Genomic DNA, 24,257 nt, shown 5'->3' with positions numbered 1-24,257 from the left:
ATGTGCGCCAGCTTACGCGATTACAGGCTGTTGAAAACGCGGTTTTCCTGTTCCTGAACGCGGATAAAGGTCGTGCGTTTCGTCAACTCTTTCAGGCGGGATGCCCCCACATAGGTGCAGGCCGAACGCAGGCCACCAAGAATGTCACGTGCGGTATTCTCAACCGGGCCGCGCAGCGGCAGCTTCACGGTTTTGCCTTCTGCCGCACGGTATTTTGCAACGCCACCCACGTGACGGGTCATCGCCGATTCAGAGCTCATACCGTAGAACAGCATAAATTTCTCACCGTTCTCTTCCACCACGGTACCGCCACTCTCTTCGTGACCTGCCAGCATACCGCCAAGCATCACGAAGTCTGCGCCGCCGCCGAAAGCTTTCGCGACATCACCCGGGGTAGTACAACCGCCGTCACTGATGATCTGGCCGCCCAGGCCGTGCGCGGCATCGGCACATTCAATAACCGCAGAAAGCTGCGGATAACCGACACCGGTTTTCACACGCGTGGTGCACACGGAACCCGGGCCAATGCCCACTTTGACGATATCTGCGCCAGAGAGGATCAGCTCCTCACACATCTCGCCGGTCACTACGTTACCCGCAATGATGGTTTTGTTCGGCCAGGCTTCACGCGCCTTGCTCACGAACTGCACGAAGTGTTCGGAATAACCATTCGCTACATCAATACAGACGAAGTTCAGCGCGGGGTTACTCTTGAGGATTTGTTTGGTCTTTTCGAAATCGGTATCTGAGGTTCCGGTAGAGACCATCACATGCTTCACGACCTCAGCAGAAGCGGATGCCACAAAGGCGTTCCACTCTTCAGGGCTGTAGTGTTTGTGAACTGCCGTGAGGATGTCGAACTGTGCCAGCGCGGTTGCCATCTCGAAGGTTCCTACGGTATCCATATTGGCAGCGATGATCGGCACGCCAGACCAGGTCTGACCGGAATGTTTAAAGGTGAATTGACGTTCGAGTTCAACGTCTGAGCGACTTTTCAGTGTAGAGCGTTTAGGGCGGATAAGAACGTCTTTGAAACCTAACTTCAGATCTTCTTCGATACGCATGTGCGGATTCCTGGGGTTAGAGGCAAATATGTTAAAAGCACAACTCCAGTGACGTTATCATACGCACTAATACCTGCTCCGCAAGACTGCGAAATTCTCTTTTTTTACGCTACAATCCTATAAATTTACCTGGTAAAAAGCCGGTAAAGAGAGCTAAACATTGGCTGGCATACGTTTGAATTTCAACCAACTGATTTTAATAATGAATAATTCCCAGGATTTGATTTAATGGGGTATACCGTCGCATTAACCGGCGGCATCGGTAGTGGCAAAAGTACCGTTGCGGACGCTTTCGCTCGCCTGGGTATCGCGATTATCGATGCCGATATCATTGCCCGTCAGGTGGTAGAACCGAATACACCCGCGTTAAAGGCCATTGAAGAACATTTTGGTCCGGCCATCATCAATGCAGACGGCACGCTAAATCGCCGGCAGCTTCGCGAATGCATTTTTTCCGATTCTGCGGAAAAGGTCTGGCTTAATGCCCTGCTCCACCCCATTATCCACCAGGAAACTCAGCGTCAGATTGCCGCCGCCCGCTCACCGTATGTGCTGTGGGTAGTTCCGTTGCTGGTAGAAAATCAGCTGCAGAAGAAAGCCGATCGGGTTCTGGTCATTGATGTCCTTCCCGAAACGCAAATCCAGCGAACCATGACGCGCGATCGCGTCTCGCGCGAACATGCCGAACAAATTCTTGCCGCTCAGGCCACGCGCGATCAGCGCCTGGCCGTTGCGGATGATGTTATTGATAATAACGGCGCACCAGATGCCATTGCATCGGATGTTGCCCGTCTGCACGCGCAGTATTTGACCTTCGCCGCGCAGGCCGTTGCACAGGAAAAACCATAATGTCGACTCACATCCTTTTTGAGCATCCACTTAACGAAAAAATGCGTACCTGGCTGCGTATCGAATTTCTTATTCAACAACTCTCGCAACACCTGCCTGTCAACGATCACGCCACTGCGTTGCACTTCTTCCGCAATGTGGGCGACCTGCTGGATGTGATTGAGCGTGGAGATGTTCGCACCGAATTACTGAAAGAACTTGAGCGTCAGCAGCGTAAACTGCAGGCATGGGCGGAAGTCCCGGGTGTTGATCAAAGCCGTATCGATTCCCTGCGTCAGCAGTTAAAAAGCAGTAGCAGCACGTTAATGGCTGCCCCTCGCGTTGGCCAGTTTTTGCGTGAAGATCGCTTGATTGCCCTGGTACGCCAGCGTCTGAGTATTCCCGGTGGATGCTGCAGCTTTGACCTGCCGACGCTTCATATGTGGCTGCACATGCCGCAAACGCAGCGTGATGCGCAGGTGAATATCTGGCTGGAAAGCCTGGAGCCGATGCACCGGACGTTATCGCTGATCCTCGATCTTATCCGTAACTCTGCGCCGTTCCGCAAGCAGACCAGCCTGAACGGTTTTTACCAGGATAACGGGGACGATGCCGATCTGCTGCGACTGAACCTTTCGCTCGACGTGCAGCTTTACCCGCAAATTTCCGGGCATAAGAGCCGTTTTGCGATTCGCTTTATGCCGCTGGACAGTGAAAATGGCACCGTGCCGGAACGCCTCGATTTTGAACTGGCCTGTTGTTAAGGAGTGCCAATGTCTGACGTAACCATCGTAAACTGCCCAACCTGTGGCAAAAGTGTTGTCTGGGGCGAAGTGAGCCCATACCGCCCATTCTGCTGTAAACGCTGTCAGTTAATTGACCTGGGCGAATGGGCGGCGGAAGAGAAACGCATTCCGAGTGAAGGCACTCTTTCGGACAGCGATGACTGGAGTGAAGAACAGCAGTAAATTAAACTCCCTGCACTAACCGGGTAATCACAGGCTCATTTGCCGGCGGGAATTTGTCGGCATCGCTTGCCTGCAGTTCAACCCAGTTACCCGGTTGCCCCTCTTTGCCCCAAGGATCCCCCTCCCAGTTTTCCACCAGCCAGAACCAAAGCGTAATGTGACGATCGGGAAACTGGTATTCGAGCTTGTCAAACAGCGTTGCGCCAAGCGGGGTGATCCCCACTTCTTCCTGAAGCTCACGGATCAGCGCCTGTTCCGGCGTTTCGCCTGACTCGATTTTCCCGCCCGGAAACTCCCATTTGTTCGCCATATGGGCGTCGGCGGCGCGCTGGGTGATAAAGAACTGGTTTTGCGGGTTGCGAATAATCCCGACGGCAATTTGCAGTATTTTCATATTGTCACTTCCATAAAAAAGGCGCAGATTTCTGCGCCTTTTTGTTTTGTTATGAATTTAGCTCAGACGACCGTGGCACGCCTTGTATTTTTTACCGGAACCACACGGGCACGGATCGTTGCGGCCAACTTTACGATCGCCGGTCTGGGCCGCGATCGCTGCCGCAGCTTCGCTCTCGTCAGTCTGGTGGCTCAGCTGCTGCATCTGTGCCAGACGCTCAGCTTCTTCACGGCGCTGTTGCTCCATTGCTTCCACTTCTTCCGGCATGCGTACCTGAACTTTGCTCAGGGTGCTGATCACTTCATACTTCAGTGACTCCAGCATGGACGCAAACATGGCGAAGGATTCACGCTTGTACTCCTGCTTCGGATCTTTCTGCGCGTAACCACGCAGGTGAATACCCTGACGCAGGTAGTCCATCGCCGCCAGGTGCTCTTTCCACAGGGAGTCCAGCGTTTGCAGCATCACGCCTTTTTCGAAGTGACGCATCATCTCAGCGCCAACGACTTCTTCCTTACGCTTGTATACGTCCAGCGCGGTTTCGAAAATACGTTCACGCAGGGTCTCTTCGTGCAGCTCAGGCTCTTTGTCCAGCCACTCTTTGATTGGCAGTTCGAGGTCGAAGTCGTTTTTCAGGCGTTCCTGCAGACCTTCGATATCCCACATTTCTTCCAGAGACTGCGGTGGAATATGCGCGTCGATAGTCGCTTTGAATACGTCTTCGCGAATGCTGTTGATGGTGTCGCTCACGTCGGACACGTCCAGCAGCTCGTTACGCTGGGTATAGATGGCACGACGCTGGTCGTTGGCCACATCATCATATTCCAGCAGCTGCTTACGAATATCGAAGTTGCGGCTTTCTACTTTACGCTGGGCGTTAGCAATCGCTTTAGTGACCCACGGGTGTTCAATGGCTTCGCCAGGTTTCATACCCAGTTTACGCATCATGCCGGAAACACGGTCAGAGGCGAAAATACGCATCAGCGCATCTTCCATAGACAGGTAGAAGCGGGAAGAACCGGCATCGCCCTGACGACCCGCACGGCCGCGCAGCTGGTTATCGATACGACGAGATTCATGACGTTCGGTACCAATGATATGCAAACCACCGGATGCCAGCACCGCGTCATGGCGTACCTGCCAGTCCGCTTTAATCTGAGCAATCTGCTCCGGCGTTGGGTTTTCCAGCTCGGCAATCTCTGCCTGCCAGCTACCACCCAGCATAATGTCGGTACCACGACCCGCCATGTTGGTGGCGATTGTTACCGCTGCCGGGTAACCCGCCTGCGCAACGATATCCGCCTCTTTGGCGTGGAATTTGGCGTTCAGTACGTTGTGTTTGATGCCCGCTTTGGTCAGCTCATTGGAAACCACTTCGGATTTCTCGATGGAGATTGTCCCCACCAGCACCGGCTGGCCATTAGCGGTACGATCGCGAATATCTTCAATGATCGCCTGAATTTTTTCCGCTTCGGTCATGTACACCAGGTCCGGCATATCCTTACGGATCATTGGACGGTTGGTTGGAACGACCACGGTATCCAGTTTGTAGATGGAGCTGAATTCAAATGCTTCGGTATCTGCAGTACCGGTCATCCCCGCCAGCTTCTCGTACAAACGGAAGTAGTTCTGGAAGGTAATAGAGGCCAGCGTCTGGTTTTCATTTTGAATATCAACGCCTTCTTTGGCCTCAACGGCCTGGTGCAGACCGTCAGACCAGCGACGACCCTGCATGGTACGGCCGGTGTGCTCATCAACGATGATAACTTCACCGTCTTTCACGATGTAGTCGACATCGCGGGTGAACAGCGCGTGGGCACGCAACGCGGCAGTGACGTGGTGCATCAGCATAATGTTCGTCGGAGAGTACAGAGACTCGCCCTCTTCCATGATGCCTTCAGCCACCAGCAGCTCTTCAATTTTCACCAGACCGCGTTCGGTCAGGTTCACCTGCCGCGCTTTTTCATCGACAGAGAAGTGACCTTCACCCTGGAAGGTGTCGGAATCTTCTTTCTCCTGACGCAGCAGGTGCGGAATGATTTTATCGACTTTACGGTACATCTCGGAGCTGTCTTCGGCCGGGCCGGAGATGATCAGCGGGGTACGCGCTTCATCGATCAGGATGGAGTCCACCTCATCCACCAGCGCATAGTGCAATTTACGCTGCACGCGCTCTTCAGGGCTAAACGCCATGTTGTCACGCAGGTAGTCGAAGCCGTATTCGTTGTTGGTACCGTAGGTGATATCCGCGTTATAGGCTTCACGTTTGGCGGGTGCCGGCAGACCGGACATGTTGATGCCAACGGTCATGCCCAGGAATTCAAACAGGGGACGGTTGTTTTCGGCATCACGCTGTGCCAGATAGTCGTTGACGGTAACGACGTGAACGCCTTTACCGGTCAGTGCGTTCAGGTAGGCGGGCAACGTTGCGGTCAGGGTTTTACCTTCACCGGTACGCATTTCCGCGATGCAGCGCTCGTTAAGCACCATACCACCCAGCAGCTGAACGTCGAAGTGACGCATGCCAAACACACGTTTACTGGCCTCACGCACAACGGCGAAGGCTTCCGGGATCAGGCTTTCCAGCGTTTCGCCTTTTTCAAGACGCGCGCGGAATTCTACGGTTTTCGCTTTCAGCTCGTCATCAGAGAGCTTCTCCATCGCCGGCTCCATGCCATTGATGACGGTAACAGCTTTGCGCATACGGCGCAGGGTACGATCGTTACGACTACCAAAAACTTTTGTTAACAATTTGATTAGCATAATAAATTCTCAAACGCCCCAGGTTGGGCAGATAAATTAAGGTATTGAAAAAAGGTTAATTTAGCTGAGGCGTTGAGGCCCGGCGCGGATGCCGTGAACCTGGCTAATCCATGTCGAAACGGAGAAGGTCGCAGGAGGAACGTGCGCGATTTGTGTGGTCTGACGCACCATGACGGGTGGCTGACTGTCCTGCGTAAGCAGCGCGTTAAGCGTGTCCAGCAGAGCAAGATGCTGCGCCTGTACCGGCAGCGTCTCTTCAGCAACAGGCAGTGCCTGCGGAGCCATCGCAAATGACAGATGGCGAATAACGGTACGGATCGCATGCTGGTGCCAGTAATCCACCGAGAAATTCGGGCGGCGATTGGCTTCAAGCCACGCCAGGTTAGTAAAATTAACCCGCGTGTTGAGATCGTGTTTGGTTGTGGAGGTCTTCGTCGGCGTCGCCGCTTCCGCACTGTTGCTGAGCGCAGGCAAGCCGAAACTCGCCGCGACCATCCCTAATAAGAGATGCGGCCAGAAGTAACGTCTGCCAAATTGTCGCCAGCGCGTCAGTATTCCGCTCAATTGCTCCACCACATTAAGCCAGCCTTCAACAGGCTGAATTCAATTATTCTTTTAAGCGCCCAGATATTACCACTAAAGCCAATACACAGCAGCAGGAATGACGTATTGCTGCGGGGAAAAACGGTCAAGAATGCAGCTAACGCACAGATTTTCTGCACCGGGCAAACGAGAAGTGACGCTGGGGCAAATAAATGAAGAGGGGTAAAAATAAAAACGACTGGTCTCCCTGGTCGGAGAGAGTACCAGGTTAACCAGTCGATTTTTTACGAAACGGCTTTAACCGTTACGCCAGTACCGTGTTTGGTGCTTTGAAGGCCAGCGGCAGCTCAGCTTCGTCTTCAAAGGTCACATATTCCCAAGCTTCCTGTTTTGCCAGGACTGCCTGCAACAGTTTGTTGTTCAGTGCATGACCGGATTTAAACGCGGTAAATGCACCAATGATGTTGTGACCACACATAAACAGGTCGCCGATAGCATCCAGCATTTTGTGACGAACGAATTCATCTTCAAAACGCAGACCGTCTTCGTTCAGTACGCGATAATCGTCAACAACGATGGCACAATCGAAGCTGCCGCCCAGGCACAGGCCGCGGGACTGCAGATATTCGATATCACGCATGAAGCCAAACGTACGGGCACGGCTGATCTGGCGCATAAACGCATCAGCAGAGAAGTTCATCGCATAGCGTTGGGTGCTGGCATCAATCGCCGGATGGTTAAAATCGATGGTAAAGTCCAACGAGAAACCATTGTACGGTTTGAATTCAGCCCATTTGTCGCCATCTTCGACGCGAACGGTCTCTTTGATACGAACAAATTTTTTCGCGCAGTTCAGTTCTTCGATGCCGGCATCCAGCAACAGATAGACGAACGGAGCAGCACTACCATCCATGATCGGGATTTCTGGCGCATCGACTTCAACCATAATGTTGTCGATACCCAGACCCGCCAGGGCGGCGTTCAGGTGCTCTACGGTAGAAATCCGCACGTCATGCTCGTTCACCAGACAAGTACAGAGCATAGTATCACGCACAGATTTGGCATCGGCCGGAAAGTCTACCGGTGGATTCAAGTCGGTGCGACGATAGATGACCCCGGTATTGGCCGGCGCAGGGCGTAACGTCAGTGTGACTTTCTTGCCGGTATGTAAACCGACACCAGTCGCCTGAACGATACGTTTAAGTGTCCTTTGTTTGATCATCGTATAATCTCGCCAAATTAACTATCCAACCGAAAGTGTATATCACTGACGGTGGGCCAGTTTAGCACAAAGAGCGAAAATCCCCAAATTCCAGCCAATTCTTAGTCAGCTTGCTTGCGCAGGAACGCCGGGATATCCAGATAATCTGGCTCTTTCGCCGTTTGCGGAGTGGGGTCGTTAACCACTTTCGCGGCCGGTTTCTGCTCCTGAGTCAGAGGAGACATACCGTGCTGCTGGTAACGATCCATAACCGGCTGCTGAGTCTGTTTGTTGGTCACCAGGGTGATCTCAGGACGCTTGTCCATACCGATACCGGTAGCAACAACAGTAACACGCAGCTCGTCGTTCATTTCCGGGTCAAGGGAAGTACCGATTACCACGGTAGCGTTGTCAGAGGCGAACGCACGGATAGTGTTACCCACGGTTTCAAACTCATCCAGACGCAGGTCGAAGCCAGCGGTAATGTTGACCAGCACGCCGCGCGCACCAGACAGGTCGATATCTTCCAGCAGTGGAGAAGAGATAGCCATTTCAGCCGCTTCTTCTGCACGGTCTTCACCGCTTGCCACGCCAGAGCCCATCATCGCGTAGCCCATTTCGGACATCACGGTACGAACGTCTGCAAAGTCAACGTTCATCAGACCAGGACGAGTAATCAGTTCAGCGATACCCTGCACCGCGCCTTTCAGCACGTCGTTGGCTGCGCCAAAAGCGTCCAGCAGAGAGATACCGCGACCCAGAACTTTCAACAGTTTGTCGTTCGGGATGGTAATCAACGAGTCCACGTGCTTGGACAGTTCAGTGATACCCTGCTCCGCGAAAGCCATACGCTTCTTGCCTTCAAAGTTGAAAGGCTTGGTCACGACAGCAACGGTCAGGATACCTAAATCTTTCGCTACTTCAGCCACAACAGGTGCTGCGCCGGTACCCGTACCGCCACCCATACCCGCTGCGATAAAGACCATGTCCGCACCTTCCAGTGCAGCGCGCAGGGCCTCACGATCTTCTTCAGCCGCATTACGACCGACTTCCGGGTTAGCCCCAGCGCCCAGCCCTTTGGTGATGCCACCGCCGATCTGGATAGTCTGGCCTACAGCCGTCTTACGCAGTGCCTGTGCATCGGTGTTAACTGCAAAGAACTCAACACCTTCAATGCGTTCACGCACCATATGCTCTACGGCGTTACCGCCGCCGCCACCGACGCCGATGACTTTAATCACCGCGTCGTTGGTCAGTTCCATAGGTTCAAACATAATTTCTCTCTCCGTTGTGCCTGTCGCCCGAGACCGCTAATTCTCTCCGGTCTCTTAAAAAAATTAAAACTCTTTTCGCAACCAGTTGTTCAGTCGTTTGACCCACGACCCAACTGAGACGCGTTTTTCCACTTCTGCTTCACCACTGAGATGAGATTCTTTCCCGTAGTGGAGCAGGCCCACGGCCGTTGAATAGTACGGCTCCTGAGCATAATCCGTTAAACCGGTGATATTCAGCGGAGCACCGATACGCACTTGCGTATGGAACACGCGCTGAGCGCAGGCCGCAAGACCTTCAATTTGCGCTGCCCCGCCGGTTAATACAATCCCCGCTGCAAGATGATGTTTCACGCCCTGCTGGCGAAGCTGTTCCTGTAACTGCAAAATCTCTTCGTTGACCAGGTTAAGCAGCTCGGTATAACGCGGCTCAATGACCTCTGCCAACGTCTGGCGCTGCAGGCTGCGCGGTGGACGTCCGCCCACACTCGGCACTTCAACGCTCTCATCTTTGCCAACGATAGACCCCAGCGCACAGCCGTGGCGTACTTTAATCGCTTCTGCATCACTCGGTGGCGTACCAAAAGCGTAAGCAATATCGCTGGTCACAACGTTCCCGGCATACGGGATCACTTTGGTGTGGCGCAGCGCACCGCCGGTATACACGGCCATGTCCATTGTACCACCACCAATATCGACCACACAGACACCCAGTTCACGTTCATCTTCGGTCAGCACGGAATAGCTCGCTGCAAGACCGGCGAAAATGAGTTGGTCAACTTTCAGGCCACAACGTTCAACGGCTTTTACAATGTTCTTCGCCATATCGTTGTGACATGTGATCAAGTGCACTTTTGCCTGCATACGTACGCCGGAAAGACCGACCGGGTTTTTGATCCCTTCCTGGTAGTCAATCGCATACTCCTGCGGGATCACGTGCAGCACGCGATGCTCATCGCGAACGCGCACGGATTTCGCCGTATGCACAACGTTTTCAACGTCTTCCTGCGTCACTTCTTCTTCGGAAATCGGCACCATGCCGATTTCGTTCTGGCAGCTAATGTGCTTACCCGAAAGCGCCAGATAAACAGAGGAAATCTGGCAATCTGCCATCAATTCAGCCTGATCGATGGCGCGCTGTACGCACTTCACCACCGACTCAAGATCGTTAACCCCACCTTTATCCATACCACGGGACGGGCAACTGCCCACGCCAATGATATTGACCATACCGTCGGGCAGAACTTCCCCTACTAAAGCGGCAACCTTCGCGGTGCCAATCTCCAGTCCAACTACCAGTTTTCTGTCCGTCGCCTTGATCATTGTTGTTCTGCCTGTACCTGTGCCTGATTCTGTTGCTGATTAGGTTCCTCGACCGGAGCCGGTTCCCAACCGACTGCTGCGCCTGAGTCATAGCGCAAATCAACGTAGCTTATCCGTTTGCCGTCAGTCTGTGCCTGCTGCTGTAAAACCGGGTAAAGTTCTACAAATCGCGCCAGACGTTTCATTGTGTCCCCGCGACCCAGGTTGAGCTTAATGCCATTCGTTAACGTCAGTTGCCAGGAGCGGCGCGCCGTCATTGCAGCATCTTTTAGCGTAAACCTGTCCTTCGCCAGCACCTGCCCCATTTCACGAAAACCTTGTAACACTTCGTTTTCGCTACCTTCCGGGCCATACAACATCGGTAAATTTTGCTTGTTGACACGATCGGCCGGGACGCTGAAGGAATTTCCGTCTACGTCAACCATGTGCTGATCATTCCAACGCGCAATGGGCACATATTCAACCAGATGAATCTTCAATTCATCAGGCCATTGCTTTCTGACACTCGCCTGTTTTATCCATGGCAGACGTTCAATCTGACTCTGGATAATATTGACGTCCTGCGTCATAAAGGTGCCAGGCGATCCCAGTGCCAGAATTGTCTGGCGAATGTCATCGTTACGGGTGTAATGACGCTCACCGGTGACCACCAGCTTCGAAAGCGGCAACCGTTGCGCATCTTCCATCCAGCCCAGAACCATCCAGCCGCTGATAAACACGGTGCACAGCACCCCGAGCAGGAAAATAATACCTGCAAGACGCGTTCCATTACTCCGGCGTGAAGAAGAGTATTCTTCTTCGTCATCGCGGTTGCGCGTGTTCAATGCAGCCTGAGACATATCAGCCCGCCTGGTCCAGAATACGTACGACTAATTGCGAGAAGCTCATCCCCGCCTGACGCGCTGCCATCGGCACAAGGCTGTGGCTGGTCATTCCCGGAGAAGTATTTGCTTCCAGCAGATAAAATTGTCCATCACTGTCGAGCATCACGTCGATGCGGCCCCATCCACGGCAACCCAGAACATGCCAGGCTTTAACCACCAGGGACTGTAAATCGGTTTCACGCTCAGCTTCAAGACCACTTGGGCAGAAATATTGCGTCTCATCAGAGAGATACTTCGCCTCATAATCATAGAAGGTTCCGGCCGGTTGGATACGAATTGACGGTAAAATTTCTTCGCCAAGCATCGCGACGGTAAATTCCGGCCCGCTGAGCCATTTTTCAATCAGAACTTCTTCATCATGTTGAAATGCCAGGGCTAAAGCGGAAGATAAATCCTCAGCTTTATCAACTTTGGACATGCCAACGCTCGACCCTTCGCGGCTGGGCTTTACAATAACCGGTAAGCCCAGCTCAGCAATGCGTGCATTAACGCTATCGGAGAGGCCCATTTCAAATTCGCGACGCGTCAGGGCAACCCAGGGGGCAACGGGTAAACCCGCGCCCTGCCACAGCAGTTTACTGCGCAGTTTATCCATAGAAATGGCGGAGGCCATCACACCGCTGCCGGTGTACGGCATGCCGGTGAGTTCCAGCAGCCCCTGAAGGGTGCCGTCTTCGCCACCACGGCCATGTAACGCGATAAAGACTTTATCGAAGCCCATCGCCTTTAACTGGGTTACGTCAGTCTCTTTCGGATCGACCAGGTGCGCATCCACACCCCCTTCACGCAGGCCCGCCAGTACAGCGGCACCTGAATTCAGGGAAACCTCGCGCTCGGCGGATGTGCCGCCAGACAGGACAGCAATCTTATCAGCCATGATGCTCATCCTCCTGAGTTTGCGGCTTCAGTTTGATTTCAGCTAAGGTACGGGCGATTTTGCCGATATTTCCCGCGCCCTGAATCAGAATTAGATCGTTGCCGGTCAGCACCGGGGCCAGAATTTCAGCCACCTGGGCAGGATCGGAAACCAAAATAGGGTCTACTTTACCGCGTCCGCGGATGGTACGACATAAAGAACGGCTGTCTGCACCAGGAATAGGAGTTTCGCCCGCTGCATAAACATCCAGCATCAGGAGCGTATCCACCTGTGACAGGACGCTGGCGAAATCGTCATACAGGTCACGGGTACGCGTGAAACGGTGCGGCTGGAAGATCATGACCAGTTTTTTTTCTGGCCAGCCTGCACGCGCGGCTTTGATCGTTGCGTCCACTTCCGTCGGGTGGTGACCGTAGTCATCAACCAGCATGGCAGTACCGGGTTTACCGTTCACCGCCTCCAGCGGGTATTCACCGAGGAAGTCGAAGCGACGCCCGGTTCCCTGGAAGCTTTCCAGTGCACGAAGAATGGCTTCGTCATCAATGCCTTCTTCTGTCGCCACGGCCACTGCCGCTGCGGCATTCAGGGCGTTGTGACCCCCTGGTGCATTCAGGGTGACATGCAGCAGTTCTTTGTCCTGACGCGCCAGGGTGAAATGCCCCTGCGCACCCAGCTGTTTGTAATCTTCCACGCGGACATCAGCGTCTTCGCTGAAGCCGTAAGTCGTGATTTGACGTCCGACGCGCGGCAACAGCTCGCGAATCACCGGATCGTCTACACACATTACCGCGCGTCCATAGAACGGCAGGTTGTGCAGGAAATTAATAAAGGTCTGCTTTAAGTTCTCGAAGTCGCCCTGGTAAGTATCCATATGGTCGGCTTCGATATTGGTGACGATGGCGACCATCGGCTGCAGATGCAGGAACGACGCATCGCTCTCATCCGCTTCGGCAATTAAATAACGGCTGTGTCCGAGACGTGCATGCACGCCTGCCGCTTTTACCAGACCACCATTGACGAACGTCGGGTCGAGGCCCGCTTCTGCATAAATGCTGGAGACCATCGCCGTGGTGGTGGTTTTGCCGTGGGTTCCGGCAATCGCAATGCCATGACGAAAACGCATCAACTCCGCCAGCATTTCCGCACGGCGGATCACCGGAATACGCGCTTCGTGCGCGGCCACGATTTCCGGGTTATCAGAGGAGATGGCGCTCGACACGACCACCACGCTCGCATCGCGCACGTTTTCCGGGCGATGATTGAAATAGATAGTCGCCCCAAGCGACGCCAGCTGCTGCGTAACAGGGTTTGGCGCCAGGTCAGACCCGCTGATCTGATAGCCTTCGTTAGCTAACACTTCGGCAATACCGCCCATGCCAGCACCACCGATGCCAACAAAGTGAATGTGCCGGACGCGACGCATCTCGGGCACGATAGAACGCAGTTTTGCCAGTTGTTGTGTATTCATTCTCTAAACGCCATCGACTACTTAAAAAATTCGTGCAGCGCAACACGCGCTGCGAGGGTTAAGCCTGGGCTGCCAGGCTCACTTCTTTTGCCACCCGTTCCGTGGCATCAGGAATAGCGGTCGCGCGTGCGCGTTGCGCCATCTCCAGTAATGCCTCTCTGTTCCAGCCCGCCAGGGTGGTGGCGACCGCATCGGCGGTAAATTGTGGCTGTTCAAATATTTTCGCGGCGCCGGCTTTCTCAAGCGGCAGCGCATTCCAGTACTGCTGTCTGTCTTTGTGCTGGAACGGCACAAACAGAGCCGGCAACCCGGCGGCGGCAATTTCGCTCACCGTCAATGCGCCAGAGCGGCAGACCACGACATCGGCCCAGGCATACGCTGCGGCCATGTCGTCGATAAATTCCGTCACTTTATGCTGCAGCTGGCCTTCATCGGCGTAAGCCTGCTCAACCATCTGCTGAGCACCTTTTCCGCTTTGGTGCCAGATTGTCACCGCATCCCCCAGCTTTGCTGCAACCTGCGGCATCGTCTGGTTTAAAATGCGTGCGCCCTGAGAACCGCCAACGACCAGCACACGAACCGGCCCTTCACGACCAGGCAGGCGCGCATCCGGTAATGGCAGCGCCAGCACGTCTACGCGCACCGGGTTACCCACCACGTCCGCCTTCGGGAAGGCTCCCGGGAAAGCCTGCATCACTTTGGTGGCAATTTTCGCCAGCCATTTATTGGTCAGACCGGCAATGCCGTTCTGCTCATGCAGCACCACGGGGATGCCCAATGACCAGGCCGCCAGCCCACCCGGGCCAGAAACATAGCCGCCCATCCCCAGCACCACATCAGGCTTAAAACGCTTCATGATGGCGCGCGCCTGACGCCAGGCGTTGAAAATACGCACCGGTGCCAGAAGCTGGGCCGTAATGCCTTTTCCGCGTAAGCCGGAAATGCGAATAAAGTCGATCTCGATACCGTGCTTCGGTACCAGGTCGGCTTCCATGCGGTCCGCGGTTCCCAGCCAGCGTACCTGCCAGCCCTGTTCCATTAAATGGTGCGCAACTGCGAGCCCCGGGAACACATGTCCACCGGTACCGCCTGCCATCACCATTAACCGCTTCGGTTGATTCATCGTGAACCTCGTGTAAACGCCTGGGCTTTTTCCAGACGCGTTTCATAATCTATGCGTAACAACATCATGATGGCCGTCGACATAATCAGCAGACTGGAACCACCATAACTGATCAACGGCAACGTCAGGCCTTTGGTCGGCAGCATACCCGCTGCGGCCCCGACGTTAACCAATGCCTGGAAACTAAACCAGATACCTATTGAGCAGGCTAAGAAACCTGAAAAGCGGTGATCGATCTCCAGCGCTTTCCGCCCAATCGACATGGCGCGGAAAGCGACGAAGAATACCATTAATAGCGCTAATACCACACCGATATAACCCAGTTCTTCCCCAATAATGGAGAAGATGAAGTCAGTGTGCGCTTCGGGTAAATACTCCAGTTTTTGTACCGAGTTGCCCAGGCCCTGACCCCAGACTTCACCGCGACCAAAAGCCATCAGCGACTGCGTCAGCTGATAACCGCTGCCAAACGGGTCTTCCCACGGGTTCCAGAATGAGGTCACACGGCGGATACGGTAAGGCTCGGCGAGGATCAGCAGCACAACCGCTGAGATACCCATTCCGATGATGGCGATGAACTGCCACAGCTTCGCACCGGCCAGGAACAGCATTGCCAGCGTGGTGACAAACAGCACGACCACGGTACCAAGGTCAGGCTGCGCCAGCAGTAAGACCGCCAGCACCAGAATAACGCCCATGGGTTTTAAGAAGCCGCGCAGGTTATTACGCACTTCATCCACTTTACGTACCAGGTAGTTAGCCAGGTAGCAGAACAGAGAGAGCTTGGTAAATTCCGCGGGCTGAATACGCAGTGGGCCAAAGGCAATCCAGCGCGATGCCCCGTTTACGGAGCTCCCCACCACCAGTACGATCAGCAGCATAATGATGGAGGCGATCAGCATCGTGGTACTGTGCCGCTGCCAGAACTCCATCGGCAGACGTAATGTCACCAGCGCCAGACAGAACGCCAGGATGATGTACAGGCCATCACGTTTCGCAAACAGGAACGGATCGTTCGCCAGTCGCTGCCCGACAGGCATTGACGCCGAGGTCACCATGATAAAACCAACCGCCGCCAGTCCCAGCGTGAGCCAGAAGAGCGTACGGTCGTACATAACCAGGCTGTCGTTATCTTTTTGACGAGAGCCCATCACCCAGCCTTTGAGTGCCGCAAACACCCACGCCAGAACGCCAAATCCTGGCAGGCGCGGCATTTTCAGGCGAGGGAGAGATAAACGCATCAGCCTAACTCCTTCGCCAGACGGGTAAAGAGATCGCCACGCTGTTCGAAATTCTTGAATTGATCGAGGCTGGCGCAGGCCGGAGAGAGCAGCACCATATCACCCGGCTTCACGCGAGGGGCAATCAGCCGCATCGCCTGCTCCATGGTCTCGGTTTGCTCGGCAATGTCAGGACGCAGCTCAGCCAGCTCACTGCCGTCGCGACCAAAGCAGTACAAGCGGATATTATTCCCGGCGAGATACGGTTTCAGCGTGGAGAAATCCGCCGATTTACCGTCGCCGCCCAGCAGTAAATGCAGGGTCCCTTCAACGTGCAGGCCGTTCAGGGCGGCCTCGGTACTGCCGACGTTGGTGGCTTTTGAGTCGTTAATCCAGCGCACACCGTTGTGCTCCAGCGCCAGCTGGAAACGGTGCGCCAGGCCGGTAAAGGTGGTCAATGCTTGCAGGCTGGACGAACGCGGCAGCCCTACGGCATCCGCCAGCGCCAGCGCTGCCAGAGCATTGGTGTAGTTATGCTGGCCGGTAAGCTTCATCTCTTTCACGTTCAGCACTTTCTCACCCTTCACGCGCAGCCAGGTTTCGCCCAGCTGACGGTTAAGATGATAGTCACCCATGGTGATGCCAAAGCTAATGCAGCGATCGTCCGCCCCGCGCACCGGCATGGTCAGGGCGTCATCCGCGTTGACGACGCAGACCTTCGCATTTTCATAAATGCGCAGTTTGGCGGCACGGTACTGCTGCAGACCAAACGGATAGCGATCCATATGATCTTCAGTAACGTTAAGGATCGTCGCCGCGGCCGCACGAAGGCTGGAGGTCGTTTCCAGCTGGAAGCTGGAAAGCTCGAGGACGTACAATTCACAGCCCTTATCCAGCAGCATTAGCGCTGGCAGGCCAATATTGCCTCCCACGCCCACGTTCATGCCCGCCGCTTTCGCCATCTCACCCACAAGGGTGGTGACGGTGCTTTTACCGTTAGAGCCGGTAATCGCGATAACGGGTGCCTGCGCTTCACGGCAGAACAACTCAATATCACCGACAATCTCAACGCCCGCATCGGCCGCGGCGCTGAGTGAAGGATGCGCCAGCGCCATACCGGGGCTGGCGACAATCAGATCGGCTGCCAGCAGCCAGTCATCATTCAGACCACCAAGGTGGCGTTCAACCTGTTCCGGCAGTTTATCCAGACCCGGCGGAGAAACACGCGTATCCATTACGCGCGGCGTCACGCCGCGCGCGAGGAAAAAGTCCACGCAGGAGAGGCCTGTCAGCCCCAACCCGATGATAACGACTTTTTTGCCCTGGTAATCTGCCATGATTAACGTACCTTCAGCGTTGCCAGGCCAATCAGCACCAGCATCAGCGAAATAATCCAGAAGCGCACAATCACGCGCGGTTCCGGCCAGCCTTTCAGTTCATAGTGATGGTGAATCGGTGCCATACGGAAGATGCGCTGACCGCGCAGCTTGAAGGACCCGACCTGCAAAATCACTGAAAGGGTTTCAACCACAAATACCCCACCCATAATCACCAGCAGGAACTCCTGGCGCAGCAGTACGGCAATAATGCCCAGCGCGCCGCCCAGAGCCAGTGAACCGACGTCACCCATAAAGACCTGCGCCGGGTAGGTGTTGAACCACAGGAAGCCCAGTCCCGCCCCGACAATCGCCGTACAGACGATAACCAGTTCGCCTGCGTGTCGCAGGTATGGAATGTGCAAATAGTTAGCAAAGTTCATGTTACCGGTGGCCCACGCCACCAGCGCAAAACCGGCGGCGACGAAGACGGTTGGCATAATCGCCAGGCCATCCAGACCGTCGGTCAGGTTTACGGCGTTACCGGTGCCCACGATGACGAAGTAGGCCAGCAGAATGTAGAACAGCCCCAGTTGCGGCATCACATCTTTAAAGAACGGCACCACCAGCTCGGTGGCGGGTGTGTCTTTTCCTGCCAGATACAGCGCGAAGGCCACACCCAGCGCAATCACCGACATCCAGAAGTATTTCCAGCGGGCGATCAGACCTTTGGTGTCTTTACGCACGACCTTGCGGTAATCATCAACAAACCCAATGATGCCGTAGCCCACCAGCACGGTAAGTACGCACCAGACGTACGGGTTAGAGGGATAAGCCCACAGCAGTACGGAAACAACGATCGCGGTCAGGATCATGATCCCGCCCATGGTCGGCGTACCCCGCTTGCTGAAGTGCGACTCCGGACCGTCGTTACGCACAACCTGACCGAAGGAGAGTTTTTGCAGACGGGCAATCATGCGCGGGCCCATCCACAAAGAGATGAACAGCGCAGTCAGCAGGCTGACAATGGCGCGAAACGTCAGATAGGAAAAGACGTTAAAGCCTGAATAATATTTGACCAAATGTTCGGCCAGCCAAACTAACATGTCCCGTTCTCCTGTAATGCGTGCACAACCTCTTCCATGGCGGCACTACGTGAACCTTTCACTAACACAGTCACAATTTGTTTTTCTGTCATCAATGCCTTAAGGCGTTCAATCAGCGCGGCTTTATCGGCAAAGTGCTCGCCAACACCGCTGGCATGGCTAATCGCCTGGCTCAGTTTTCCGGCGCTCAGCACGCAATCAATACCTGCCGCTTTCGCCGCGTCCCCCACCTGGACATGACACGCTTCGCTTTCATCACCCAGCTCAGCCATATCGCCCACCACCAGCACGCGATAACCTGGCATCTCAGACAACACCTGCACCGCCGCGGTCATTGAGCCGACGTTCGCGTTATAGGAGTCATCCAGAAGCAGTTTGTTTTCCGCAAGCTGGATCGGGAACAGACGCCCCGGCACGGCTTTTAAATTTGCCAGACCGGTTTTAATCGCCTGATGCGACGCACCAACCGCCATCGACAGCGCCGCTGCCGCGAGCGCATTGGCGATATTATGACGACCCGGCAATGGCAGAAGCACCTCAATGCCCCCGGTTGGGGTATTAAGGGTGAATTCCGTGCCATGCGAAGTCACATGAATATTGGTCGCGGTAAAATCACTGTTGGCCGCATTCGGCGAGAAGCGCCAGGTCTTGCGGGAACCAATGATCTGTTGCCAGTTCAGCCAGTCATTGTTGTCGGCATTCATAATGGCGATACCGTCTTCCGGCAGGCCGGTATAGATCTCGCCTTTAGCTTTCGCCACGCCTTCCAGCGAACCAAAACCTTCCAGATGTGCAGCGGCCAGGTTATTCACCAGCGCTGCTTCCGGGCGCGTCAGGCTCACGGTCCAGGCGATTTCGCCCTGGTGGTTTGCCCCTAACTCGATCACGGCAAATTCATGCTCTTTGGTCAGGCGAAGTAATGTCATCGGCACGCCGATATCATTGTTAAGGTTGCCTGCCGTATAAAGCGTATTTCCGCACTGGCTCAGGATGGCCGCAGTCATCTCTTTCACAGAGGTTTTGCCTGATGAACCGGTCAGCGCGACGACGCGCGTCGGTACCTGCTGACGAACCCAGGCCGCCAGCTCGCCGAATGCCAGACGGGTATCTTTCACCACGATCTGCGGCAGATCGACAGCGAGTTTACGGCTGACCAGCAGCGCCCCTGCACCATTCTCCCTGGCCTGTTGTGCAAAATCATGCGCGTCAAAACGTTCGCCCTTCAGCGCCACAAACAGACAACCCGGGGTCACTTTGCGGGTATCGGTCGTCACGGCCTCGATGGTCAGATCGTGACCCAGCAGCTCGCCCTGCAGTACCGCAGCGGCCTGACTTAAGGTGATGCTAATCATGCCACGACTCCCAGCAGACGCGCGGCCGTGACGCGGTCCGAATAATCGAGACGACGGTTGCCAACAATCTGATAATCCTCATGGCCTTTCCCGGCCAGCAGCACAACGTCGTTTTCCTGAGCCTGCATGATGGCGTTGGTCACGGCTTCCGCACGGCCTTCCACCACGCGGGCGCGGCCTGCATCCAGCATGCCCGACAGAATGTCGTTAATAATGGCGCGCGGCTCTTCAGTACGCGGGTTGTCATCGGTCACAACTGGAATATCCGCGAACTGTTCAGCAATGGCACCCATCAGTGGACGTTTGCCCTTATCACGGTCGCCACCGCAGCCAAACACACACCAGAGCTTACCGGTGCAGTGCAGACGCGCCGCTTCCAGCGCTTTTTCCAGTGCGTCCGGCGTGTGGGCATAATCGACCACCACGGTCGGTTTGCCCGGTGCGCTGAACACTTCCATACGGCCACATACCGGCTGCAGACGCTCGGCCGTTTCCAGCAGCGCGTTCATCGGATAACCCAGCGCCAGCAGCGTCGCCAGCGCCAGCAGCAGGTTGCTGACGTTAAACGCGCCCATCAGGCGGCTTTCAATTTCACCGTCACCCCATGAGGAGGTAAAACGAATGGTGGCGCCACTGTCGTGATAATCCACCGCAACCGCCTTCAGCCAGCGGCCGTGGCAGTTCGGGTTGATATGGTCTTCCATCGACACCGCAACCGCATCCGGCAGCTTCGCCAGCCAGCGGCGACCGACTTCGTCGTCAGCGTTGATGATGGCCTGTCCGCTATGGTGGGTGGAGTAGAGCAGCCATTTCGCCGCTTCGTAATGCTCCATATCACCATGATAATCAAGGTGATCGCGGCTCAGGTTAGTGAATACCGAGGCGGCAAACTTCAGCGCCGCCACGCGGTGCTGCACCAGACCGTGGGAAGAGACTTCCATCGCGGCAAAGGTTGCCCCCTGCCCTGCCAGGCCGGCCAGCACATGCTGTACGTCGACTGCGGAGCCGGTGGTGTTTTCGGTCGGGCTCACTTTGCCCAACAGACCGTTACCGACAGTTCCCATGACCGCACCGGTTTCACCCAGCAGCTGCGCCCACTGCGCCATGAGCTGCGTGGTCGTGGTTTTGCCGTTTGTACCTGTCACGCCCACCAGACGCAGCCGATCGGACGGTTCGTGATAGAAACGTCCGGCCAGCGCAGAAAGACGCTCGTTTAACTGGCTGAGATAGATGACCGGCACCCCGTGCATTTCACGGATTTCACCGTCGGTTGCCTCATCTTTGGCCTCAGCAATAATGGCAGCAACACCTTGCGCAATCGCCTGCGGGATATAACGACGCCCGTCCGCCTGATGACCGACCACCGCCACAAAAAGATCGCCAGAAGCAGCCGCACGGCTGTCCAGTACCATCTCTCGCAGTGCTCGCTCCGGTGCATTAGGCACCCACGGAGCGAGAAGGTCGCGCAAATTACGATCTGCCACCTGTACCCTCGCCTTGATTAATTACAAATTCACTTTTCTCGCCCGTTGCCAGCGCATCCGGTTCGATGTTCATGGTGCGCAACACGCCGCCCATGATGGCCCCGAACACAGGCGCGGAAACGGCGCCGCCGTAGTATTTACCCGCCTGTGGATCGTTAATGACGACCACCAGCGCAAAACGCGGATTACTGGCAGGCGCAACGCCTGCGGTATAGGCAATGTATTTGTTGATGTAACGGCCGTCTGGCCCCACTTTTTTCGCGGTACCGGTTTTGATGGCGATGCGATAGCCTTTGATCGCTGCCTTCACGCCGCCGCCGCCAGGCAGCGCCACGCTTTCCATCATATGAACGACGGTACGAACGATGGATTCCGGGAAGATACGCTCACCCGGAACCGGTGGATCAACTTTGGTAATGGACAGCGGACGATAGACGCCATAGCTGCCAATCGTTGCGTAGACTCGCGCTAACTGTAACGGCGTTACCATTAGCCCGTAGCCGAAAGAGAAGGTGGCCCTCTCTATGTCAGACCACCGTTGTTTTTGAGGATATAAGCCACTGCGTTCTCCGACCAACCCCAAATTGGTCGCCTTTCCAAGCCCAAAACGTGAGTAAGTCTCTACTAACGCTGAGGACGGCATCGCTAACGCCAGCTTTGAAACGCCAACGTTACTCGACTTCTGTAAAACCCCGGTCAGGGTCAATTCGCTGTAGCGCGCCACGTCTTTAATCTCGTGGCCGTTAATACGGTAAGGGATCGTGTTCAGAACCGTGTTTTCATTGACGATGCCACGCTGGAGCGCCGTCATGACCACCATCGGTTTCACCGTGGAGCCCGGTTCGAACACGTCGGTAATCGCCCGGTTACGCATTGCATCTTTTGCGGTGCCGGTAAAGTTGTTCGGGTTATAGGACGGGCTGTTGGCCATCGCCAGCACTTCGCCCGTACTGACGTCCACCAGCACGGCGCTGCCGGATTCCGCCTTGTTGAAGGCGACGGCGTTGTTCAGCTCGCGGTAGACCAATGCCTGCAGACGCTCATCAATACTCAGCGCCAGGTTGTGTGCCGCCTGACTGTCCGTGGAAGAGATATCTTCGATAACGCGGCCGTAGCGGTCTTTACGAACAATTCGCTCGCCAGGCTGGCCGGTGAGCCATTTATCGAAGCTTTTTTCAACGCCCTCAATCCCCTGGCTATCAACGTTGGTAAAGCCAATGAGGTGAGCGGTTACTTCGCCGGAAGGATAGTAGCGGCGGGATTCTTCACGAAGGTGAATACCCGGCAGCTTCAGCTTACGAATGTAGTCCGCCATGTCAGGGTTGACCTGACGCGCCAGATAGATAAAACGCCCTTTTGGATTGGCGTTGACGCGGGAAGCGAGCTGATCCAGCGGCATTTTCAGGGCATCCGAGAGCGCCTTCCAGCGGTTATCAAGCGTAATGCCACCCGCATCGTGCAGCTCTTTCGGATCGGCCCAGATGGCTTTAACCGGTACGCTCACGGCCAGTGGACGGCCTGAGCGGTCGGTGATCATCCCGCGGGACGTCGACACTTCCTGAACGCGAAGGGAACGCATGTCGCCCTGTCGAACCAGCATGTCAGGGGCGATGATTTGCAACCATGCCACGCGTCCCAGCAGGAAACCCAGCGCCAGTAAAATGCAGCCGCAAAGCAACGCAAAACGCCAACTGATAAAGTTGGCCTGTTCTTCCTGACGTTTTGGTTTAAGCGTTTTTGCCGCTGCTCTCATGCGTCGCGTTTTCCCTTATTTTTGTACTACAATATTTTCCTGAGAAGGATCAACATGCTGCAATTGCAGCTTTTCCGTTGCGATCCGTTCAACCCGGCTGTGATCGCCGAGCGCATTTTCTTCAAGGATCAGGTTTCGCCATTCAATATCCAGCGCATCGCGTTCCAGTACCATCTGCTCGCGTTGCGCAGTTAATAAGCGTGTGTGGTGGGCAGTCGTGACCACCGTGACGGCCGTGACAATGATGCAAATGAACAGACAGAGTGGCAGTTTCCCAAACCGCAAAAGATCGTCGCCGATCACGCCAGGCAAGGCATGGCGCTCGTTGCTTCCTAACGAATCCTTAACTTTGCTTAGGGTCTCTGTCACTCTGCCGATCATGCGTTCGTCCTCTCTGCAACACGCAGCACTGAACTACGGGCGCGTGGATTCTGTGCCACTTCTTCTTCGCCCGGCATCAACTTGCCTAATGCTCGCAACTGACGGCCACCCAGCTTCCTGAGTTGTTCTTCCGTCATCGGCAGCCCCGCTGGAACCTGTGGACCGCGGCTTTGTTCACGCATAAAGCGCTTCACAATGCGGTCTTCCAGCGAATGGAAGCTGATGATGGATAACCGCCCACCCGGGGCCAGCACGTCGAGCGAGCTTTTTAGCGCCAGCTCTATTTCCTCCAGTTCACTGTTTACCCAGATACGAACCGCCTGGAAGGTACGGGTCGCGGGATGTTTGTGCTTATCCTTCACCGGCGTCGCCGCCGCGATCACCTCGGCCAGCTCTTTCGTGCGGGTCATCGGCTCGATGCGGTTACGCTCAACGATGGCGCGCGCGATACGCTTGCCAAAACGCTCCTCGCCGAAGGTTTTGATCACCCAGGCAATATCCGCTTCGTCCGCGGTCTGTAACCACTCGGCGGCAGACTGACCGCGAGTAGGATCCATGCGCATGTCCAGTGGACCATCGCGCATAAAGGAGAAGCCCCGTTCAGCATCATCAAGCTGGGGTGAAGAGACGCCAAGATCGAGAAGGATTCCGTCGATCTTGCCCGTCAGGCCACGCTCGGCAACATAATCAGCGAGCGCAGAGAAAGGTCCATGCACGATGGAAAAGCGTGGGTCATCGATGGTTTGCGCAACGGCAATCGCCTGCGGATCGCGATCGATTGCCAGCAGACGCCCTTCCGCTCCAAGCTGGGAGAGGATTAAGCGCGAGTGGCCACCGCGACCAAAAGTGCCATCAATGTAGATGCCGTCCGGACGAATATTCAGGCCGTTAACGGCCTCATCCAGCAGCACCGTTTTATGTTTGTAATTTTCCATCAT

22 protein-coding genes are annotated in these 24,257 nt (G+C 55.2%); 3 read left to right on the top strand and 19 right to left on the bottom strand.

All coding sequences use genetic code 11. The features are described 5' to 3' along the window. Positions 1 to 20: 20 nt before the first annotated feature. Positions 21 to 1,064: a GMP reductase gene (locus AM379_RS11690; protein ID WP_032679625.1), complete on the bottom strand. Its 1,044-nt coding sequence runs from the start codon at positions 1,062 to 1,064 to the stop codon at positions 21 to 23. A 228-nt stretch (positions 1,065 to 1,292) separates the two neighbouring features. On the opposite strand from AM379_RS11690, the gene coaE reads away from it, so the two are divergent. From coaE to yacG, 3 genes are read left to right on the top strand one after another with little or no spacing between them, the layout of a single operon-like run. Then, the gene (gene coaE / locus AM379_RS11685; protein WP_014168640.1) at positions 1,293 to 1,913 is read left to right on the top strand and encodes a dephospho-CoA kinase; all 621 of its coding nucleotides are present in this window, start codon (positions 1,293 to 1,295) and stop codon (positions 1,911 to 1,913) included. Further along, complete coding sequence (zapD, locus tag AM379_RS11680; RefSeq protein ID WP_014168639.1) at positions 1,913 to 2,656, top strand: cell division protein ZapD; 744 nt, start codon at positions 1,913 to 1,915, stop codon at positions 2,654 to 2,656. The genes coaE and zapD overlap by 1 nt, the downstream gene beginning before the upstream one ends. A 9-nt stretch (positions 2,657 to 2,665) precedes the next feature. Then, positions 2,666 to 2,860: a DNA gyrase inhibitor YacG gene (gene yacG, locus AM379_RS11675; RefSeq protein WP_020882580.1), complete on the top strand. Its 195-nt coding sequence runs from the start codon at positions 2,666 to 2,668 to the stop codon at positions 2,858 to 2,860. A 1-nt stretch (position 2,861) separates the two neighbouring features. On the opposite strand, the gene mutT is transcribed toward yacG, so the two are convergent. From mutT to rsmH, 18 genes are all read right to left on the bottom strand, one after another. After that, complete coding sequence (gene mutT, locus AM379_RS11670) at positions 2,862 to 3,254, bottom strand: 8-oxo-dGTP diphosphatase MutT (RefSeq protein ID WP_014168637.1); 393 nt, start codon at positions 3,252 to 3,254, stop codon at positions 2,862 to 2,864. A 57-nt stretch (positions 3,255 to 3,311) separates the two neighbouring features. Then, positions 3,312 to 6,017: a preprotein translocase subunit SecA gene (gene secA, locus AM379_RS11665; RefSeq protein ID WP_014168636.1), complete on the bottom strand. Its 2,706-nt coding sequence runs from the start codon at positions 6,015 to 6,017 to the stop codon at positions 3,312 to 3,314. A gap of 60 nt (positions 6,018 to 6,077) precedes the next feature. Continuing rightward, positions 6,078 to 6,581: a secA translation cis-regulator SecM gene (secM, locus tag AM379_RS11660; protein ID WP_072255744.1), complete on the bottom strand. Its 504-nt coding sequence runs from the start codon at positions 6,579 to 6,581 to the stop codon at positions 6,078 to 6,080. Positions 6,582 to 6,864: 283 nt separating this feature from the next. Next, positions 6,865 to 7,782 carry a UDP-3-O-acyl-N-acetylglucosamine deacetylase gene (lpxC, locus tag AM379_RS11655; protein WP_014168633.1) on the bottom strand — a complete coding sequence of 306 codons (918 nt, stop codon included), beginning with the start codon at positions 7,780 to 7,782 and terminating at the stop codon, positions 6,865 to 6,867. Positions 7,783 to 7,883: 101 nt separating this feature from the next. Then, complete coding sequence (ftsZ, locus tag AM379_RS11650) at positions 7,884 to 9,035, bottom strand: cell division protein FtsZ (RefSeq protein ID WP_008501978.1); 1,152 nt, start codon at positions 9,033 to 9,035, stop codon at positions 7,884 to 7,886. A gap of 63 nt (positions 9,036 to 9,098) precedes the next feature. Continuing rightward, the gene (gene ftsA / locus AM379_RS11645) at positions 9,099 to 10,355 is read right to left on the bottom strand and encodes a cell division protein FtsA (protein WP_006173845.1); all 1,257 of its coding nucleotides are present in this window, start codon (positions 10,353 to 10,355) and stop codon (positions 9,099 to 9,101) included. Further along, complete coding sequence (gene ftsQ, locus AM379_RS11640; RefSeq protein WP_014168632.1) at positions 10,352 to 11,194, bottom strand: cell division protein FtsQ; 843 nt, start codon at positions 11,192 to 11,194, stop codon at positions 10,352 to 10,354. Before ftsQ ends, ftsA begins: the two co-directional genes overlap by 4 nt. A gap of 1 nt (position 11,195) precedes the next feature. Continuing rightward, entirely contained in the window at positions 11,196 to 12,116 is a 921-nt protein-coding gene (locus tag AM379_RS11635) for a D-alanine--D-alanine ligase (protein WP_025205414.1), read from the bottom strand. After that, a complete protein-coding gene (murC, locus tag AM379_RS11630; RefSeq protein ID WP_106503732.1) occupies positions 12,109 to 13,584 on the bottom strand; it encodes a UDP-N-acetylmuramate--L-alanine ligase in 1,476 nt (491 codons plus the stop codon). Before murC ends, AM379_RS11635 begins: the two co-directional genes overlap by 8 nt. 58 nt (positions 13,585 to 13,642) lie before the next feature. Continuing rightward, positions 13,643 to 14,707, bottom strand: coding sequence for an undecaprenyldiphospho-muramoylpentapeptide beta-N-acetylglucosaminyltransferase (gene murG, locus AM379_RS11625; RefSeq protein WP_106503731.1), 1,065 nt, complete (start codon positions 14,705 to 14,707; stop codon positions 13,643 to 13,645). Beyond that, complete coding sequence (ftsW, locus tag AM379_RS11620; RefSeq protein WP_106503730.1) at positions 14,704 to 15,948, bottom strand: cell division protein FtsW; 1,245 nt, start codon at positions 15,946 to 15,948, stop codon at positions 14,704 to 14,706. The genes murG and ftsW overlap by 4 nt, the downstream gene beginning before the upstream one ends. Then, positions 15,948 to 17,264, bottom strand: coding sequence for a UDP-N-acetylmuramoyl-L-alanine--D-glutamate ligase (murD, locus tag AM379_RS11615; RefSeq protein ID WP_025205419.1), 1,317 nt, complete (start codon positions 17,262 to 17,264; stop codon positions 15,948 to 15,950). Before murD ends, ftsW begins: the two co-directional genes overlap by 1 nt. 2 nt (positions 17,265 to 17,266) lie before the next feature. Continuing rightward, positions 17,267 to 18,349, bottom strand: coding sequence for a phospho-N-acetylmuramoyl-pentapeptide-transferase (gene mraY, locus AM379_RS11610; RefSeq protein WP_008501985.1), 1,083 nt, complete (start codon positions 18,347 to 18,349; stop codon positions 17,267 to 17,269). Beyond that, a complete protein-coding gene (murF, locus tag AM379_RS11605; RefSeq protein WP_025205424.1) occupies positions 18,343 to 19,701 on the bottom strand; it encodes a UDP-N-acetylmuramoyl-tripeptide--D-alanyl-D-alanine ligase in 1,359 nt (452 codons plus the stop codon). Before murF ends, mraY begins: the two co-directional genes overlap by 7 nt. Continuing rightward, positions 19,698 to 21,185 (bottom strand): UDP-N-acetylmuramoyl-L-alanyl-D-glutamate--2,6-diaminopimelate ligase, encoded by a 1,488-nt coding sequence (gene murE / locus AM379_RS11600; protein ID WP_032679622.1) that lies wholly within the window; start codon positions 21,183 to 21,185, stop codon positions 19,698 to 19,700. Before murE ends, murF begins: the two co-directional genes overlap by 4 nt. After that, entirely contained in the window at positions 21,172 to 22,938 is a 1,767-nt protein-coding gene (locus tag AM379_RS11595; protein ID WP_014168624.1) for a peptidoglycan glycosyltransferase FtsI, read from the bottom strand. The genes murE and AM379_RS11595 overlap by 14 nt, the downstream gene beginning before the upstream one ends. 15 nt (positions 22,939 to 22,953) lie before the next feature. Next, positions 22,954 to 23,319, bottom strand: a complete 366-nt coding sequence (gene ftsL, locus AM379_RS11590) for a cell division protein FtsL (protein ID WP_008501989.1) — start codon at positions 23,317 to 23,319, stop codon at positions 22,954 to 22,956. Next, entirely contained in the window at positions 23,316 to 24,257 is a 942-nt protein-coding gene (rsmH, locus tag AM379_RS11585) for a 16S rRNA (cytosine(1402)-N(4))-methyltransferase RsmH (RefSeq protein WP_014168623.1), read from the bottom strand. Before rsmH ends, ftsL begins: the two co-directional genes overlap by 4 nt.

It is taken from the genome of Enterobacter cloacae complex sp. FDA-CDC-AR_0132 (genome assembly GCF_003010695.1).
GTDB classification, from domain to species: Bacteria; Pseudomonadota; Gammaproteobacteria; order Enterobacterales; family Enterobacteriaceae; genus Enterobacter; species Enterobacter ludwigii.
Note: the sequence above shows the minus strand (reverse complement) of the source record. Positions and strands in the feature narration are given on the sequence as shown.